We start from the raw sequence: 15,154 nt of genomic DNA on the forward strand, positions 1-15,154 counted from the left end.
ATGCCCGACCAACGCCTTCCCACTTCTCCCGGCTTCTGGCGCAGTCCCCTGCGCGGTCCCTGGTTCACCTCGGTGCTCGGTGTCGTGCTGCTCGGCGGGATCACGGTGCTGTTCGTGACGGGGCTGCTGTCCTACGCCGCCTACAACCCCGACCTGTCGCCGGTGAACGACAAGACGCCGGACAAGGGGTTCCTCGGCTTCTACCTCTTCGACTGGCCGACCGATCCGTACTGGCTGTACCGGCTCAACCAGGGCATCCACGTCACCCTGGGCATCACCCTCGTCCCCGTCCTGCTGGCCAAGCTGTGGTCGGTGGTGCCGAAGCTGTTCGCGCTCCCGCCGGCCAGGTCGCTCGCCCACGCGGTGGAGCGGATCTCGCTGCTCCTGCTCGTCGGCGGCGCGCTCTTCGAGTTCGTGACGGGTGTGCTCAACATCCAGCTGGACTACGTCTTCCCCGGCTCCTTCTACCCGTTGCACTTCTACGGGGCGTGGGTGTTCTTCGCCGCGTTCGCCGTGCACGTGGTGCTGCGGGCGCCCGCCGCCGTACGCAATCTGCGTCGCATGCGGGAAGGAAGCGGCCCTCAGGAGGAGGCCGGAGCGCAGCCGGAGTTCCCACTGGTCTCCCCGCGTCCTGCGGAGCCCACCGTGTCGCGGCGCGGGGCGCTGTGGCTGGTCGGGGGCGGTTCGCTGCTGTTGTTCGGGACCACCGTGGGGCAGAACTTCGACGGTCCGCTGCGGCGGACAGCCCTCCTCGCACCGCACGGGGGCGCCGATCCGGGCAGTGGCCCGAACGGCTTCCAGATCAACAAGACGGCAGCGTCCAGGGGGATCCGTGCGTCGGACACGAGCGAGGAGGCGTGGCGGCTGGTCGTCACCGGGCCCGCCGGGACGGTCCGTCTGAGCCGGTCCGAGCTGCTGGATCTCCCCTTGCGCAGTTCGGCGTTGCCCATTGCCTGTGTGGAGGGCTGGTCGACCTCCGACCAGTGGTGGCGGGGTGTACGGCTGCGGGATCTCGCCGCCCTGGTGGGATACGAGGCGGACATGGCGCCCGATGTCCTGGTGGAGTCCCTCCAGCGGCGTGGTGCCTTCCGCCGGGCGGCCCTGCGCGCCGATCAGGTGCGCGACCCGCGCTCCTTGCTGGCGCTGGACGTCAACGGTGAGCCGCTGAGCCCCGACCACGGCTACCCGGCGCGCATCATCGTCCCCGCTGCTCCCGGTGTGCTGAACACCAAGTGGGTGGCCCGGATGACCTTCGGTGACCTGTGAGAAGGCGGGTGGGAGGACAGGTGAGGGAACGTGCGCGAGAAGCCGCGGTGCGACTCCGCCCGAAGGTGGGCAGCCCCCTTCAACTGCTGCTCCTGGCCTGTTCGTTCGCACTGGCCGGCTATGCGGGTGTACGCCTGCTGGCGGATGACTGGTTCCAGGTGGCGCTGTGGTTCGTGGGGGCGGCGCTGGTCCACGACCTGGTGCTGCTGCCGCTGTACGCGGTGGCGGACCGCCTGGTCGTACGGTCACTCGGCGCGGCCGGACACCGGGAGTGGGCCCTGTACGTCCGTGTGCCGGCCGCTCTGTCCGGGCTTCTTCTGCTGGTGTGGTTCCCGCTGATCAGCGGTCGGGTGGCGGACCACTACCCGTCGGCGACCGGCCTGTCCGGGGACGGCTTCCTCGCCCGCTGGCTGCTGATCAGCGCTGTGCTTTTCGGCGGCTCGGCGCTGCTGCTGGCATCGCGGCTGCGCAGGGCCACGAAACAGCGGCCACCGGCCGACCATTGATCGACGGTACGCCAGTCCAGCGGACGGGCGTACCGCAGCAGCGCCGGGGTCCCGATCCGGGCCCAGGGGAACGGGGCACTCGCGCTTGCCGGGTTGCCGGTGACACAGGCGCCGCGGGTGCCCCGGACCAGGTCGACGCTGAGCCGCTCGTCCACGTCCACCGGGACCGTCTCGGCGATCAGCAGGCCGCCGGGCGCCAGGAGCCGGGCCAGCCGTTCGAGCAGCGCGCCCGGGTCACCCCCGATGCCGACGTTTCCGTCGACGAGAAGGGCCGTACCCCACCGGCCCTCATCCGGTAGCGGTTCGAAGACGGACGTCAGCAGCGCCTGCCCTCCGATCCGCACCGTATGCGTCACAGCGGCCTCGCTGACGTCTATGCCCAGCGCGGTGCGGCCCTGGGCGGCGAGTTCGGAGACCAGCCGCCCCGGCCCGCAGCCCACGTCCAGCACGGCACCCTCGCACCGGTCCAGCACCTGCAGGTCCACGGCGTCGGCCCGCGCACACCACCGTTCCACCTCCAGGGGCAGCAGCCAGCCGTCGCCACGGCGCAGGAAGAGCGGTCCATGCCCGGCCCGCAGGGCCTCGGCGTACGGGCCGGCGGACCAGTTCTGCTCCACGGTGCTCGGCACCATCACCTCGTGTGCCGTGCTCATCGGCTGCCGACCGCCCGCAGTCGGGCCAGCTCCGCGGCGAAGCAGCCGTGCGGCGCCACGGCGGCGACCGCCTCGGCGTCGGCGGCCGTGTCGACGTCCCGCAGGCGCGGCAGGTCGCGCACGCGCAATCCCGCGGCAACGAGCCGTTCTCGCTGTGCGGCGCCGGTGGCGGGCGTCGACATCGGGACCCCGCGCAGCAGTTCGGGGTCGGGCTCGGCCAGCCCGAGCGCCCAGAACCCGCCGTCCTCGGCCGGCCCGAAACAGGCGTCGCACCCGTCGAAGTCCACGGCCAGCAGGTCCGGTGTCACCTGTGGGGTGTCCATTCCGATCAGCAGGGCCGGGCCGTCGCAGCCGGCGAAGGCCGCGGCCAGCCGTTCGTCGAGACCGCCCGCGCACTGCGGTACGACGTCGAAGCCGGGCGGCAGCCAGGGTCCGGCCGTCCCGTCCAACACCAGGACCCGGCGTCGGGCGGGTGCCGAGGCCACCGCGCGCAGAGTGTCCGCGAGGGCGGCCTCGGCGAGCGCCGCGGCCTCCTCGGGTGTGAACGGCGGGGTGAGCCGGGTCTTCACCCGGCCGGGGCGGGGTTCCTTGGCGATGACGAGCAGGGTGGTCATCGGTGGACCCCTCCTCGCGCTCGCGCCTGCTTCCCGTTCTCGGCGGGTACGGCGGGTGCCTCGGCCAGGACGCGGCTCATGTCACGTACCGCCTGCCAGGTTCCACGCCAGGTGCCCGTCACCTTCGATGCGCCGGTTCGCGGCAGGTACGGGACGTCGTGCTCGGTGACGTGCCAGCCCGCGTCGGCGGCGCGTACGACCATCTGCAGGGGGTAGCCGCTGCGCCGGTCGGTGAGGCCGAGGCCGAGCAGTTCCTCGCGGCGGGCGGCGCGCAGGGGACCGAGATCGTGCAGGCGAAGTCCGGTGCGGCGGCGCAGCATGCGGGCGAGCGCGAGGTTGCCGGCCCTGGCGTGGGTGGGCCAGGCGCCCCGGCTTTGCGGTCGGCGCCGCCCGAGCACCAGGTCGGCCTCGCCGCGCTGGACCTCCCGCACGAACGGCACGAGCAGGGCCGGGTCCAGCGAGGCGTCGCAGTCGCAGAAGCACACGATGTCGGCCGTGGCCGCGGTCAGCCCCGCGTGGCAGGCGGCGCCGAAACCGCGGCGCGCTTCGTGGACGACGGTGGCGCCGAGTGCGCGGGCGATGTCGGCCGAGCCGTCGGTGGAGCCGTTGTCCACGACGAGGGCGCGCCAGCCGGGAGGGATGCGGTCGAGTACCCAGGGCAGGGCCTCGGCCTCGTTCAGACAGGGGAGGACGACATCGACGTCCTCGGGTGCGGAAGGGGTCATCACGGCTTTCACCCTACGAGCGCGAACGGTGCATTTCGGACTGAAGCTCCTTACGAAACGCGGACGTCGGCGCCTGCGGGCAGTCGGAGAGCGACGCGGGAGGGCGCGTGGTGCGAGGCTGTCGGTATGGAGCATCAGCCGTACGAGCCGTACGAGCCGTACGAGCCGGACGCAGCCGGGTCGGCCGGCCAAGAGGTCGTCGGCACCCGTGTCCTCGTCGTCGACGACGACCCCACGGTCGCCGAGGTCGTCTCGACCTATCTGGACCGGGCCGGATACGTCGTGGACCGGGCCGGCGACGGGCCGAGCGCACTCGCCGGCGCCGCCACGCACTGGCCGGACCTGGTGGTACTCGATCTGATGCTGCCCGGCATGGACGGCCTGGAGGTGTGCCGCCGGTTGCGCGGACGCGGCCCCGTCCCGGTCATCATGCTCACCGCCCGCGGCGACGAGGACGACCGCATCCTGGGCCTGGAGGTGGGCGCGGACGACTACGTCACCAAGCCGTTCAGCCCCCGGGAACTGGTACTGCGGGTGGAGTCCGTGCTGCGCCGCACACGCCCCCTCGCGGGTACGCCCTCCCTGAGCGCGGCCGGCCTCACCGTCGACCCCGCCGGCCGCCGCGCCACCAAGAACGGCGGCGAACTGGCCCTCACCCTCCGCGAGTTCGACCTGCTCACGTTCTTCCTCCGGTATCCGGGCCGGGCCTACAGCCGCGAAGACCTCATGCGGGAGGTGTGGGGCTGGGACTTCGGCGACCTGTCGACCGTCACGGTCCACGTCCGGCGGCTCCGCAACAAGGTCGAGGACGACCCGGCCCGGCCCCGCCTGATCCAGACGGTCTGGGGCGTCGGCTACCGCTTCGATCCCACCCCCGCTTCCGCTTCCGGCCAGGGTGGGGAGTGACCATGCGCGACACCCTCCTCATCGCCCTGTACGCCCTCCTCGGCGCCGGCGCGGCCGGGCTGCTGGGCGCGGGAGCGCTGTGGCTGCTGCGCCGCCGCTCACTGACCGCCTCACTCACGGTCGTGGCCGCCGTGGCCGTGGCCGCGATGCTCGCGGGCACGCTGTCCGTGGCCTGGGCGATGTTCCTGTCCGCGCACGACCTGTCCGTGGTCACGACGGTGGTCGCGATGGCGGCCGTCGTCTCCCTGTCCACGGCGCTGCTGCTGGGCCGCTGGGTCGTCGCCCGCAGCCGCGAACTCCAGCTCGCCGCCCGCTCCTTCGGCGACGGCGGAGAATTCGCGGCTCCCGTCGGCCCCGCGACCGCCGAACTCGCCGCGCTGAGCCGCGAACTGGCGGCCACCAGTGCCCGGCTCACCGAGTCCCGGGAGCGTGAACGCATGCTGGAGTCCTCCCGGCGTGAACTCGTCGCCTGGATCTCGCACGACCTGCGCACCCCGCTCGCGGGGCTGCGCGCGATGTCCGAGGCGCTGGAGGACGGCGTCGCCGCCGACCCCGACCGCTACCTGCGCCAGATCCGCACCGAGGTCGAACGCCTCAACGACATGGTGGGCGACCTTTTCGAACTCTCCCGTATCCACGCCGGGGCCCTCGCCCTCACGCCCTCCCGGATCTCGCTGTACGACCTGGTCGGCGACGCCCTCGCGGGAGCCGACCCGCTCGCCCGCGAGCACCGGGTGAGGCTGGTGGGCGGGCGCATCGAGCCGGTCCCCGTGGAGGTGGACGGCAAGGAGATGAGCCGGGTGCTGGGCAACCTCCTGGTCAACGCGATTCGCCGGACACCCGCCGACGGCACGGTCGCCGTCGCCGCCGAGCGCTCACCCGAGGGCGTGGTGCTGTCGGTGTCGGACAGCTGCGGTGGCATCCCCGAGGAGGACCTGCCCCGGGTCTTCGACACGGGCTGGCGCGGCACGCACGCGCGTACACCGCCCGCCGGGGCGGGCCTCGGGCTCGCCATCGTCCGCGGGATCGTGGAGGCCCATCAGGGCCGTGCCGCCGTACGCAACATCCCCGGCGGCTGCCGCTTCGAGGTGACGTTGCCCGCAGTCAAGGCGTGAGCGAACGGCCCGCTGAAGAATCACGGACGAGGTCCGGCTGAGCACTCACTCCCCGCGCAGCCGGGCCCGCGCGAACTCCCGCATCCCCTCGGCGAAGCCGGCCTCCGGCTTCCACCCCAGCCCCGCGCGCAGCCGCGATGAGTCCGCCGTGATGTGCCGGACGTCCCCGAGGCGGTACGGCCCGGTCACCACGGGCTCGGGCCCGCCGTACGCGGCGGCCGGCGCCCGCGCCATCTCCCCGACGGTGCGCGGCTCGCCGCTGCCGGTGCCGTACGCGGCGAGCGCGCCGACGGGTGCATCCGCCTCCAGTGCCGCCGCGTCGGCGGCCGCCGCGTTCCGCACGTGAACGAAGTCCCGCCGTTGTCGGCCGTCCTCGAACACGTACATGTTGCGAGGGTCCACCGGCGCGTCCTCGCGGACCGGTCCAGGCGACACCCAGGCGATGCGCCGACCGAGGAAGGACGCCGCCCGGGTGGAGATCAAGACGATCGGCCCGCCGCAGTCGGTCAAGGACGCGATGCGGAAGCGGATGCGGGCCGAGCCCCCTTCAGGGGGCACGGCACCGGCGCCGCTCAGATGTCCCGGAAGATCTCGATCTGCGCGCCCACCGTGTTCAGGCGCTCCGCCAGATCCTCGTAACCCCGGTTGATGACATAGACGTTGCGCAGGACCGACGTGCCCTCCGCGGCCATCATCGCCAGCAGGACGACCACGGCCGGACGCAGGGCCGGCGGGCACATCATCTCGGCGGCGCGCCAGCGGGTGGGCCCCTCGACCAGCACCCGGTGCGGGTCAAGGAGTTGGAGGCGGCCGCCGAGGCGGTTGAGGTCGGTCAAATAGATCGCGCGGTTGTCGTAGACCCAGTCGTGGATCAGGGTCTGGCCCTGCGCGGCGGCGGCGATGGCCGCGAAGAACGGGACGTTGTCGATGTTCAGGCCGGGGAACGGCATCGGGTGGATCTTGTCGAGCGGTGCCTGGAGTTTCGACGGGCGGACGGTGAGGTCCACCAGCCGCGTACGGCCGTTGTCGGCGACGTACTCCGCCGAGCGGTCGTGGTCGAGACCCATCTCCTCCAGGACCGCCAGCTCGATCTCCAGGAACTCGATCGGCACCCGGCGCACGGTCAGTTCGGACTCGGTGACGACGGCGGCGGCCAGCAGGCTCATCGCCTCGACCGGGTCCTCGGAGGGTGAGTAGTCGACGTCCACGTCGAGGTGCGGCACCCCGTGCACGGTGAGCGTGGTGGTGCCGATGCCCTCCACCCGTACGCCGAGCGCCTCCAGGAAGAAACAGAGGTCCTGGACCATGTAGTTGGAGGAGGCGTTGCGGATGACGGTCACGCCGTCGTGCCGGGCGGCGGCCAGCAGCGCGTTCTCGGTCACTGTGTCACCGCGCTCGGTCAGCACGATCGGCCGGCCGGGGCTGACGGACCGGTCCACCTCGGCGTGGTACAGCCCCTCGGTGGCGGTGATGTCCAGGCCGAAGCGGCGCAGCGCGATCATGTGCGGCTCGATCGTCCGCGTCCCGAGGTCGCAACCGCCCGCGTACGGGAGTGTGAAGTGGTCCATGCGGTGCAGCAGCGGGCCGAGGAACATGATGATCGAGCGGGTGCGGCGGGCCGCCTCGGCGTCGATGGCCGCCAGGTCCAGTTCGGCGGGCGGCACGATCTCCAGGTCCACACCGCCGTTGATCCACCGGGTGCGTACGCCGATGGAGCCGAGCACCTCCAGAAGGCGGTACACCTCCTCGATGCGGGCCACCCTGCGCAGCACTGTGCGCCCCTTGTTCAACAAGGAGGCGCACAGCAGCGCGACACACGCGTTCTTGCTGGTCTTCACATCGATCGCACCGGACAGACGGCGCCCGCCGACCACCCGCAGATGCATCGGACCCGCGTATCCCAGCGAGACGATCTCGCTGTCCAGGGCTTCACCGATTCGGGCGATCATCTCAAGGCTGATGTTTTGATTACCGCGCTCGATACGATTCACCGCGCTCTGACTCGTGCCGAGCGCCTCCGCCAACTGCGACTGAGTCCAGCCACGGTGCTGCCTTGCGTCACGAATGAGCTTGCCGATGCGTTCGAGGTAGTCGTCTGCCATGAGGCCGAGGTTATCTCAGATATGAGATCACGCCTCTTGAGGGGTCCGTTGGAGTTGTGACGAGAGGCCATTCGGGTGACGGGGCGTCAGCCGTACGGCGGCGACGGCGGCGGTCTCAGTGACGCCTGGCGTTGCGTGTGCGGCGCCAGCCGAACGGGCCGGGCAGGTCCATCGAGGTCGTACGGCGCCCCGTGCTGCTGTGGGTGTGGCGCGGGCCGTTGTGGCCTCCGGTGGTGATGGACCAGGAGCGCTTGTTGATGTTCAGTCGCACACCCGGCAGGATGCGGAAACTCTTGCGGAACGTGAGCGGCATGTGTGCCTCCTTCCCGATGCACACCGGGTACCCCCTCCTGCCGTTCGCATCCCTGCTACTTGACGGCAACTGCGGCTTCGGTGCGGGGGGTTGGCTCCGCGTGCCTGCGTCAGCGGGGCGGCAACACGCAGAACTCGTGGCCGTCGGGGTCGGCGAGCACCACCCATTCGACGTCGCCCTGGCCGATGTCGACGGGCGTCGCGCCCAGGGAGACGAGACGGTCGACCTCCGCCCGCTGGTCGCCGCCGACGGGCGGGGCGAGGTCGAAGTGGAGGCGGTACTTGCCCGCCTTCGGGGCCAGCGGCGGCCCACCCCAGGTGACCTTCGGGCCGCCGTGCGGCGCGCGGATCGCGGTCTCCTCGTCCTGGTCCCAGACCAGGGGCCAGCCGAGGGCCCGGCTCCAGAAGTACCCGACCTCCTGCGAGCCGTCGCTCGCGAGCGCGCCGATGAATCCGCAGTCGGAGAGGAAGCCGTTGCCCGGCTCGATGACACAGAACTCGTTGCCCTCGGGGTCGGCGAGGACCACGTGCTCCTCGTCCGGGAGCTGGCCGATGTCGATGTGCCGGCCGCCGTGGTCGAGCACCCTCGCCACGGTCTGCCGCTGGTCGTCCAGGGACCTGCTGGTGAGGTCGAAGTGCATCTGGTTCGGGACGGCCTTCTTCTCCTGGCTCGGCAGGAAGCGGAGCCGGAACCCGGTGTCGTCGTTCGGCGCGAGCGCGAGGGCGCCGTAGGGATCGTCGACGGTCTCCCAGCCCAGGACGCCGGCCCAGAAGCGCGCCAGGCCGGCGGGGTCGTTCGCGTCGAAGCAGAGTGCGTGGAGGCGGGAGGTCATGCCGGGGGATCTCCGATCCGCTGACTCACGGCCGCGCACCGGGCTCGTCCCCGTGCCCATGAGGCCCACCATGCTAGGAAGCGCGGGAATCGCGGTGCAACGCAAATAGAGGCGCGGCGGTGCGAGGTGGCGGGCTCGCCGGTGGGACGGCGGCGGGCACGCCGGTGCGGTGGGGACGGACTGATCGGTGGGGCGGACTGATCGGTGGGGTGCCGAGGGGGCCGGACCGTGCGGCGGACGGGCCGGTCCGTCCGGCGGGGACGGACCGTCTCGTGCGAGGCGGCCGATCGGCGTACGGCGCGGACGGGCGCCCCCTGCGGGCGAACGAGCCGACCCAGGGGCCGGACGGCACGTCTGCGGGCGGTTGAGGCGACCCCTGGGACCGGACGGGCCGTCTGTGAGTGCACGGGCCGCCCCCTGCGACGCGAATCAACCGTCCCGTGACACGCGGACAGGCACCCGACGTCGCGCCGGGGCATGCGGTGATCGCCCCCGCCCCCAGCCCCCGCGCTCGGCGCCCCACGCACCGCGCACCGCACGCTGCGCCCCTGGCACCGCACCCCTCGCTCCCGCGTCCCGACGGGATTGGCGCACGCCACATCGGGCCGGGCATGACCAGCCCGCGCCCATGTACTACTGTTATCTCGACATCGAGATATCTGCCGAGGCGCACTGCGGCCGCCACCCCGGTAAGGGGTGCCTAACTTAGCCTTACCTTAGCGGATCGGCCAAGAGGGCCTGGCGGCAGGATGCGGTGGTACGCGCACATGGAATGAAGGAGACTGTCGTGTCGGCGAACAGCTTCGACGCCCGCAGCACGCTGCAGGTGGGCGACGAGTCGTACGAGATCTTCCGGCTGGACAAGGTGGAGGGCTCGGCTCGCCTGCCCTACAGCCTCAAGGTCCTGCTGGAGAACCTGCTCCGCACGGAGGACGGCGCGAACATCACCGCCGACCACATCCGTGCCCTCGGCGGCTGGGACTCGCAGGCCCAGCCCAGCCAGGAGATCCAGTTCACCCCGGCCCGCGTGATCATGCAGGACTTCACGGGTGTGCCCTGCGTGGTGGACCTCGCCACCATGCGTGAGGCCGTGAAGGCGCTCGGCGGCGACCCTGCGAAGGTCAACCCGCTCTCCCCGGCCGAGATGGTCATCGACCACTCCGTCATCGCCGACAAGTTCGGTACCAGCGAGGCCTTCGCGCAGAACGTCGAGCTGGAGTACGGCCGCAACAAGGAGCGCTACCAGTTCCTGCGCTGGGGCCAGACCGCGTTCGACGACTTCAAGGTCGTCCCGCCCGGCACCGGCATCGTCCACCAGGTGAACATCGAGCACCTCGCCCGTACGGTCATGGTCCGTAACGGCCAGGCGTACCCCGACACCCTCGTCGGCACCGACTCGCACACCACCATGGTCAACGGCCTCGGTGTGCTCGGCTGGGGCGTCGGCGGCATCGAGGCCGAGGCCGCGATGCTCGGCCAGCCGGTCTCCATGCTCATCCCGCGCGTCGTCGGCTTCAAGCTCACCGGTGAGCTGCCCCCCGGCACCACCGCCACCGACCTCGTGCTGACCATCACCGAGATGCTCCGCAAGCACGGTGTCGTCGGCAAGTTCGTCGAGTTCTACGGCGAGGGCGTGGCCGCCACCTCGCTCGCCAACCGCGCCACCATCGGCAACATGTCGCCCGAGTTCGGCTCGACCGCCGCGATCTTCCCGATCGACGGCGAGACCATCAAGTACCTGAAGCTCACGGGCCGCAGCGAGCAGCAGCTCGCGCTCGTCGAGGCGTACGCCAAGGAGCAGGGCCTCTGGCTCGACCCGGCCGCCGAGCCCGACTTCTCCGAGAAGCTGGAGCTGGACCTCTCCACGGTCGTCCCCTCCATCGCCGGCCCGAAGCGCCCGCAGGACCGCATCGTCCTCGCGAACGCCGCCGAGCAGTTCAAGACGGACGTCCTCAACTACGTCGACGCCGTGGACGAGGCGGGCAAGGAGTCCTTCCCGGCCTCCGACTCCCCGGCCGTCGCCCCGAACGGCGCCCCGTCCAACCCGGTCACCGTGACCGCCCCCGACGGCTCGACGTACGAGATCGACCACGGCGCGGTGACGGTCGCGGCCATCACCTCCTGCACCAACACCTCGAACCCGTACGTCATGGTCGCCGCCGCGCTCGTGGCGAAGAAGGCGGTCGAGAAGGGCCTGACCCGCAAGCCGTGGGTCAAGACCACCCTCGCCCCGGGCTCCAAGGTCGTCACCGACTACTTCGACAAGGCGGGCCTGACCCCCTACCTCGACAAGGTCGGCTTCAACCTCGTCGGTTACGGCTGCACCACCTGCATCGGCAACTCCGGCCCGCTGCCGGAGGAGGTCTCCAAGGCCGTCAACGACCATGACCTGGCCGTGACTTCGGTGCTCTCCGGCAACCGTAACTTCGAGGGCCGGATCAACCCCGACGTCAAGATGAACTACCTGGCCTCCCCGCCGCTGGTCGTCGCGTACGCCCTCGCGGGCTCCATGAAGGTGGACATCACGCGCGACGCGCTGGGTGTGGACCAGGAGGGCAAGCCGGTCTTCCTGGCCGACATCTGGCCCTCCGAAGCCGAGGTCAACGACGTCGTGGCGAACGCCATCGGCGAGGACATGTTCTCCAAGTCCTACTCCGACGTCTTCGCGGGCGACGCCCAGTGGCAGGCCCTGTCCATCCCCGAGGGCAACACCTTCGAGTGGGACCCGCAGTCGACGTACGTCCGCAAGCCCCCGTACTTCGAGGGCATGACGATGGAGACCACCCCGGTCTCGGACATCGCCGGCGCCCGCGTGCTCGCCAAGCTGGGCGACTCGGTCACCACCGACCACATCTCCCCGGCCGGCGCGATCAAGGCCGACACCCCCGGAGGCAAGTACCTCACGGAGCACGGTGTCGAGCGTCGTGACTTCAACAGCTACGGCTCGCGCCGCGGCAACCACGAGGTCATGATCCGCGGCACGTTCGCCAACATCCGCCTGCGCAACCAGATCGCGCCGGGCACCGAGGGCGGCTACACCCGCGACTTCACCCAGGACGGCGGTCCGGTGTCGTTCATCTACGACGCCTCCCGCAACTACATCGAGCAGGGCATCCCGCTGGTCATCCTGGCCGGCAAGGAGTACGGCTCCGGTTCGTCCCGTGACTGGGCGGCCAAGGGCACGGCCCTCCTCGGCGTCAAGGCCGTCATCGCCGAGTCCTACGAGCGCATCCACCGCTCGAACCTCATCGGCATGGGCGTGCTCCCGCTGCAGTTCCCGGAGGGTGCCTCGGCCCAGGCCCTCGGCCTGACCGGCGAGGAGACCTTCTCCTTCACCGGCGTCGAGGAGCTGAACAACGGCACCACCCCGCGCACGGTCAAGGTCACCACCGACACCGGTGTCGAGTTCGACGCGGTCGTCCGCATCGACACCCCCGGTGAGGCCGACTACTACCGCAACGGCGGCATCATGCAGTACGTGCTGCGCAGCCTGATCCGCAAGTAGGCGGACCGGTACGGCAGTCGAGGGCCGCATCCCCGTGCGACGGGGATGCGGCCCTTCGCCGTCCCGGCAGCCGTTCCCTACAGCCCCACCCCTGCGGCCGACCGGTGGGGCGCGCTACAACCAGCCGCGCCGCGCCGCGCCGCCCGCGCCCCCGGCCGGAAGCGGCTCGCCGCGCCCGGCGGCTCCTGGAGGTCGCTCCCCGGCGGCGCAGGGTCCGCAGGCTCACGCCCAGCTGACGGGCGACCGCCTCGTCCTTCTTCCCGGCCGCCGGCAGCCGGGTCGACGCCCGGTCGGCCTCCGAGAGTTCGGCGTCGGCGGGCCGGCCCCGACGACGCCGCGTCCGACGGCATCCCGCCCGACGGTGCCGCGACCGCCCGCTCCACGCACCCCAGGACCGTGCCCGGCCTCGGCACCCACCGGATCACCGTCCGTCGGATGCCTGGGGGCCATCAGGTCCGCCGGTGCTTCGGGCCCACCGGGTCCATCAGGTCCGCCGGGTCCGCCGGGTCTATCGGGCCCACCAGGCCCACCAGAGCCACCAGGCCTCGGCCCCCGTGGAGCCGGTCGCCCGACGGGACCAGGCAGCCGAGGCCGACCGACGAGCAGCCCCGTCGACACCCCCCGAGCCCTGCGCGGCCAACTGCCGGCCGGGTGCGCGGGGAAGCGGCCCCACCTGCTGTCGCGAACCCCGCCGGACGAAACCCTGGCGATGTCGAGGCCGCAGGGCGAAGACTTGGCCCATGGATGCACCGATGCGGCGCAGCGCCCCTCTCCCGTTCGTCGACGAGCACGCCGTCCTCGTCGAGGCGAACGCCGATGACGTCTGGTGGGCCCTCGCCGAGACGCTCGACTGGGCCTTCTCCCGTCCCGCCGTGGTCCGCTACGCCAAGCTCGTGGGCTGCGCCGACCACACGGCCGCCGGACCGCGCCCGCCCGTGGAGGGCGCGACGACGTTCCCCGGCTTCCGCACGGCGGCCGCGACCCCGCCCCGGGAGCTGACCCTCCTGGGCCGCCACCGCTTCTCCTCCTACACGTGGACCTTCCGCCTCGACGCGGAGGGGCCGGACCACATCCGTCTTCGCGCCGAAACCCGCGCCGCCTTCCCGGGCCCGGCCGGCGGCCTCTACCGCCTCCTCGTCCTCGGCACCGGCACACACGCGAAGCACACCCGCCGCCTGCTGACCGACGTCCGCCGCCGCGCCGAGCGCTCCTGGACGCGAGGACCGGCGACCTGACGGAACCCTCGCGGGGGACAGCGGCCGGCCGCAGCCGTTTACAAGCGCGGCGCTCCGCGCTAGCTTCCGGAGTAGGTGGGGGTGGGAGCGCTCCCATATGAGCGCGGCGGACCGGAACCCGCCGTGCCCGGGCCAGCTCCCACCCCGCACCACTCATCCACGCACGGGCATCGCACACCGGCATCCGCACGCCGGCACCGCACACCCGCGCTTCCGCACCGGCACGCGCACGTCCCCCCACCTCCAAGCCGTACACGCAAGGAGACTATGTCATGCACGTGACAAGATTACGATTAAGGCTGCCCCGACGCCACCAGGCACTCCTGCTCGTCCTGCTCGCCCTTGTGACCACCATCCCGGCGCTCGGCCTGGTCCTCGCGGCCGGCAGCGGCAGGGCGGAGGCGCACGGCACCCCGATGAAACCCGGTAGCCGCACCTTCCTGTGCTGGCAGGACGGGCTGACCGACACCGGTGAGATCAAGCCGATCAACCCGGCGTGTCGTTCCGCGCAGCAGGTGAGCGGGACGACCCCGTTCTACAACTGGTTCTCGGTGCTCCGCTCGGACGGCGCGGGCCGTACCCGCGGCTTCGTCCCCGACGGGCAGCTGTGCAGCGGTGGCAACACCAACTTCACCGGGTTCAACACCCCGAGCGCCGACTGGCCGCTGACCCATCTGACCGCCGGCGCGACCATCGACTTCTCCTACAACGCGTGGGCGGCGCACCCGGGCTGGTTCTACGTCTACATCACCAAGGACGGCTTCGACCCGACGAAGACGCTCACCTGGAACGACCTGGAGGCACAGCCGTTCCTGAGCGTCGACCACCCGCCGCTGACCGGCAGTCCGGGCACGGTCGAGGCCAACTACTCCTGGCAGGGCCGGCTTCCCGCGAACAAGTCGGGCCGCCACCTCGTCTACATGGTGTGGCAGCGCTCCGACAGCCAGGAGACCTTCTACTCCTGCTCCGACATCGTCTTCGACGGCGGCAACGGTGAGGTGACCGGCATCAAGCAGCCCGGCAACCCCAGCGAGCCGGTGCCGGGCGAGTGCGCCGCCACCCGGCGTACGACGGGCAACTGGTCCGGCGGCTATCAGTCCGAGGTCGTCGTCACCAACACCGGTGACGTGCCGATGCTCGGCTGGATGGTCGACTGGACCCTGCCGTCCGGGCAGCGGGTCGACAGCCTCTGGAGCGGCAGCGCGACCTACAGCGGGCAGAACGTGATGGTGCACAACGCCAACTGGAACGGGGAGCTGGATCCCGGCGAGACCGCCTCGTTCGGCTATGTGGTCCAGGGGTCAGGAGGTGACAGCGCGACCACGCTGCCCTGCCGGGTGGGCTGAGGGTCCGATCCGGCGGGGACGCTCACACGCTCGGGA

The 15,154-nt window shown here is 71.5% G+C and carries 12 protein-coding genes and 1 pseudogene; 6 read left to right on the plus strand and 7 right to left on the minus strand.

Translation table 11 applies throughout. From position 1 onward, the window contains the following. Complete coding sequence (locus STRBO_RS0110600) at positions 1-1,266, plus strand: molybdopterin-dependent oxidoreductase (RefSeq protein ID WP_005481820.1); 1,266 nt, start codon at positions 1-3, stop codon at positions 1,264-1,266. Between the two features lie 361 nt (positions 1,267-1,627). Here the strand turns inward: STRBO_RS0110600 and STRBO_RS0110610 are convergent, their stop codons facing one another. The 3 genes from STRBO_RS0110610 to STRBO_RS0110620 are packed head-to-tail and all read right to left on the minus strand — an operon-like array spanning position 1,628 to position 3,764. Then, entirely contained in the window at positions 1,628-2,425 is a 798-nt protein-coding gene (locus STRBO_RS0110610) for a methyltransferase domain-containing protein (protein WP_005481821.1), read from the minus strand. Continuing rightward, a complete protein-coding gene (locus STRBO_RS0110615; protein ID WP_005481823.1) occupies positions 2,422-3,039 on the minus strand; it encodes a TIGR04282 family arsenosugar biosynthesis glycosyltransferase in 618 nt (205 codons plus the stop codon). The genes STRBO_RS0110610 and STRBO_RS0110615 overlap by 4 nt, the downstream gene beginning before the upstream one ends. Then, positions 3,036-3,764 (minus strand): glycosyltransferase family 2 protein, encoded by a 729-nt coding sequence (locus STRBO_RS0110620; protein ID WP_020665522.1) that lies wholly within the window; start codon positions 3,762-3,764, stop codon positions 3,036-3,038. The genes STRBO_RS0110615 and STRBO_RS0110620 overlap by 4 nt, the downstream gene beginning before the upstream one ends. A gap of 126 nt (positions 3,765-3,890) precedes the next feature. Here STRBO_RS0110620 and STRBO_RS0110625 point away from each other — a divergent pair, with 126 nt between their 5' ends. After that, entirely contained in the window at positions 3,891-4,670 is a 780-nt protein-coding gene (locus STRBO_RS0110625) for a response regulator transcription factor (RefSeq protein WP_020114172.1), read from the plus strand. Positions 4,671-4,672: 2 nt separating this feature from the next. Beyond that, entirely contained in the window at positions 4,673-5,785 is a 1,113-nt protein-coding gene (locus STRBO_RS0110630) for a sensor histidine kinase (protein WP_020114173.1), read from the plus strand. Positions 5,786-5,830: 45 nt separating this feature from the next. Here STRBO_RS0110630 and STRBO_RS0110635 read toward each other — a convergent pair. From STRBO_RS0110635 to STRBO_RS0110650, 4 genes and pseudogenes are all read right to left on the minus strand, one after another. Then, a pseudogene (locus STRBO_RS0110635) lies at positions 5,831-6,166 on the minus strand (NAD-dependent epimerase/dehydratase family protein); the annotation flags it as partial. A gap of 191 nt (positions 6,167-6,357) precedes the next feature. Further along, a complete protein-coding gene (locus tag STRBO_RS0110640) occupies positions 6,358-7,887 on the minus strand; it encodes a helix-turn-helix domain-containing protein (protein ID WP_005481830.1) in 1,530 nt (509 codons plus the stop codon). A gap of 115 nt (positions 7,888-8,002) precedes the next feature. Further along, positions 8,003-8,200, minus strand: coding sequence for a DUF4236 domain-containing protein (locus STRBO_RS0110645; RefSeq protein WP_020114176.1), 198 nt, complete (start codon positions 8,198-8,200; stop codon positions 8,003-8,005). Between the two features lie 109 nt (positions 8,201-8,309). Continuing rightward, positions 8,310-9,032: a VOC family protein gene (locus tag STRBO_RS0110650; RefSeq protein WP_005481833.1), complete on the minus strand. Its 723-nt coding sequence runs from the start codon at positions 9,030-9,032 to the stop codon at positions 8,310-8,312. Positions 9,033-9,819: 787 nt separating this feature from the next. Here STRBO_RS0110650 and acnA point away from each other — a divergent pair. The 3 genes from acnA to STRBO_RS0110665 all read left to right on the plus strand — a co-directional run bounded on the left by acnA (position 9,820) and on the right by STRBO_RS0110665 (position 15,118). After that, entirely contained in the window at positions 9,820-12,537 is a 2,718-nt protein-coding gene (gene acnA / locus STRBO_RS0110655) for an aconitate hydratase AcnA (RefSeq protein ID WP_028796578.1), read from the plus strand. Between the two features lie 752 nt (positions 12,538-13,289). Next, entirely contained in the window at positions 13,290-13,772 is a 483-nt protein-coding gene (locus STRBO_RS0110660; protein WP_005481837.1) for a hypothetical protein, read from the plus strand. 272 nt (positions 13,773-14,044) lie between these two features. Next, the gene (locus STRBO_RS0110665) at positions 14,045-15,118 is read left to right on the plus strand and encodes a lytic polysaccharide monooxygenase auxiliary activity family 9 protein (protein ID WP_028796579.1); all 1,074 of its coding nucleotides are present in this window, start codon (positions 14,045-14,047) and stop codon (positions 15,116-15,118) included. The last annotated feature ends 36 nt before the right edge of the window (positions 15,119-15,154 follow it).

This window comes from Streptomyces bottropensis ATCC 25435, assembly GCF_000383595.1.
In the GTDB taxonomy this organism is placed as follows: domain Bacteria; phylum Actinomycetota; class Actinomycetes; order Streptomycetales; family Streptomycetaceae; genus Streptomyces; species Streptomyces bottropensis.

What these genes read in the sequence shown, in the direction of transcription:
- STRBO_RS0110600 (WP_005481820.1), top strand. Translation starts at nt 1, where the DNA reads ATGCCCGACCAACGCCTTCCCACTTCTCCCGGCTTCTGGCGCAGTCCC.
- STRBO_RS0110660 (WP_005481837.1), top strand. Translation starts at nt 13,290, where the DNA reads ATGCGGCGCAGCGCCCCTCTCCCGTTCGTCGACGAGCACGCCGTCCTC.
- STRBO_RS0110645 (WP_020114176.1), bottom strand. Translation starts at nt 8,200, where the DNA reads ATGCCGCTCACGTTCCGCAAGAGTTTCCGCATCCTGCCGGGTGTGCGA.
- STRBO_RS0110665 (WP_028796579.1), top strand. Translation starts at nt 14,045, where the DNA reads ATGCACGTGACAAGATTACGATTAAGGCTGCCCCGACGCCACCAGGCA.
- STRBO_RS0110615 (WP_005481823.1), bottom strand. Translation starts at nt 3,039, where the DNA reads ATGACCACCCTGCTCGTCATCGCCAAGGAACCCCGCCCCGGCCGGGTG.
- STRBO_RS0110625 (WP_020114172.1), top strand. Translation starts at nt 3,891, where the DNA reads ATGGAGCATCAGCCGTACGAGCCGTACGAGCCGTACGAGCCGGACGCA.
- STRBO_RS0110620 (WP_020665522.1), bottom strand. Translation starts at nt 3,764, where the DNA reads ATGACCCCTTCCGCACCCGAGGACGTCGATGTCGTCCTCCCCTGTCTG.
- STRBO_RS0110610 (WP_005481821.1), bottom strand. Translation starts at nt 2,425, where the DNA reads ATGAGCACGGCACACGAGGTGATGGTGCCGAGCACCGTGGAGCAGAAC.
- STRBO_RS0110630 (WP_020114173.1), top strand. Translation starts at nt 4,673, where the DNA reads ATGCGCGACACCCTCCTCATCGCCCTGTACGCCCTCCTCGGCGCCGGC.
- STRBO_RS0110640 (WP_005481830.1), bottom strand. Translation starts at nt 7,887, where the DNA reads ATGGCAGACGACTACCTCGAACGCATCGGCAAGCTCATTCGTGACGCA.
- STRBO_RS0110650 (WP_005481833.1), bottom strand. Translation starts at nt 9,032, where the DNA reads ATGACCTCCCGCCTCCACGCACTCTGCTTCGACGCGAACGACCCCGCC.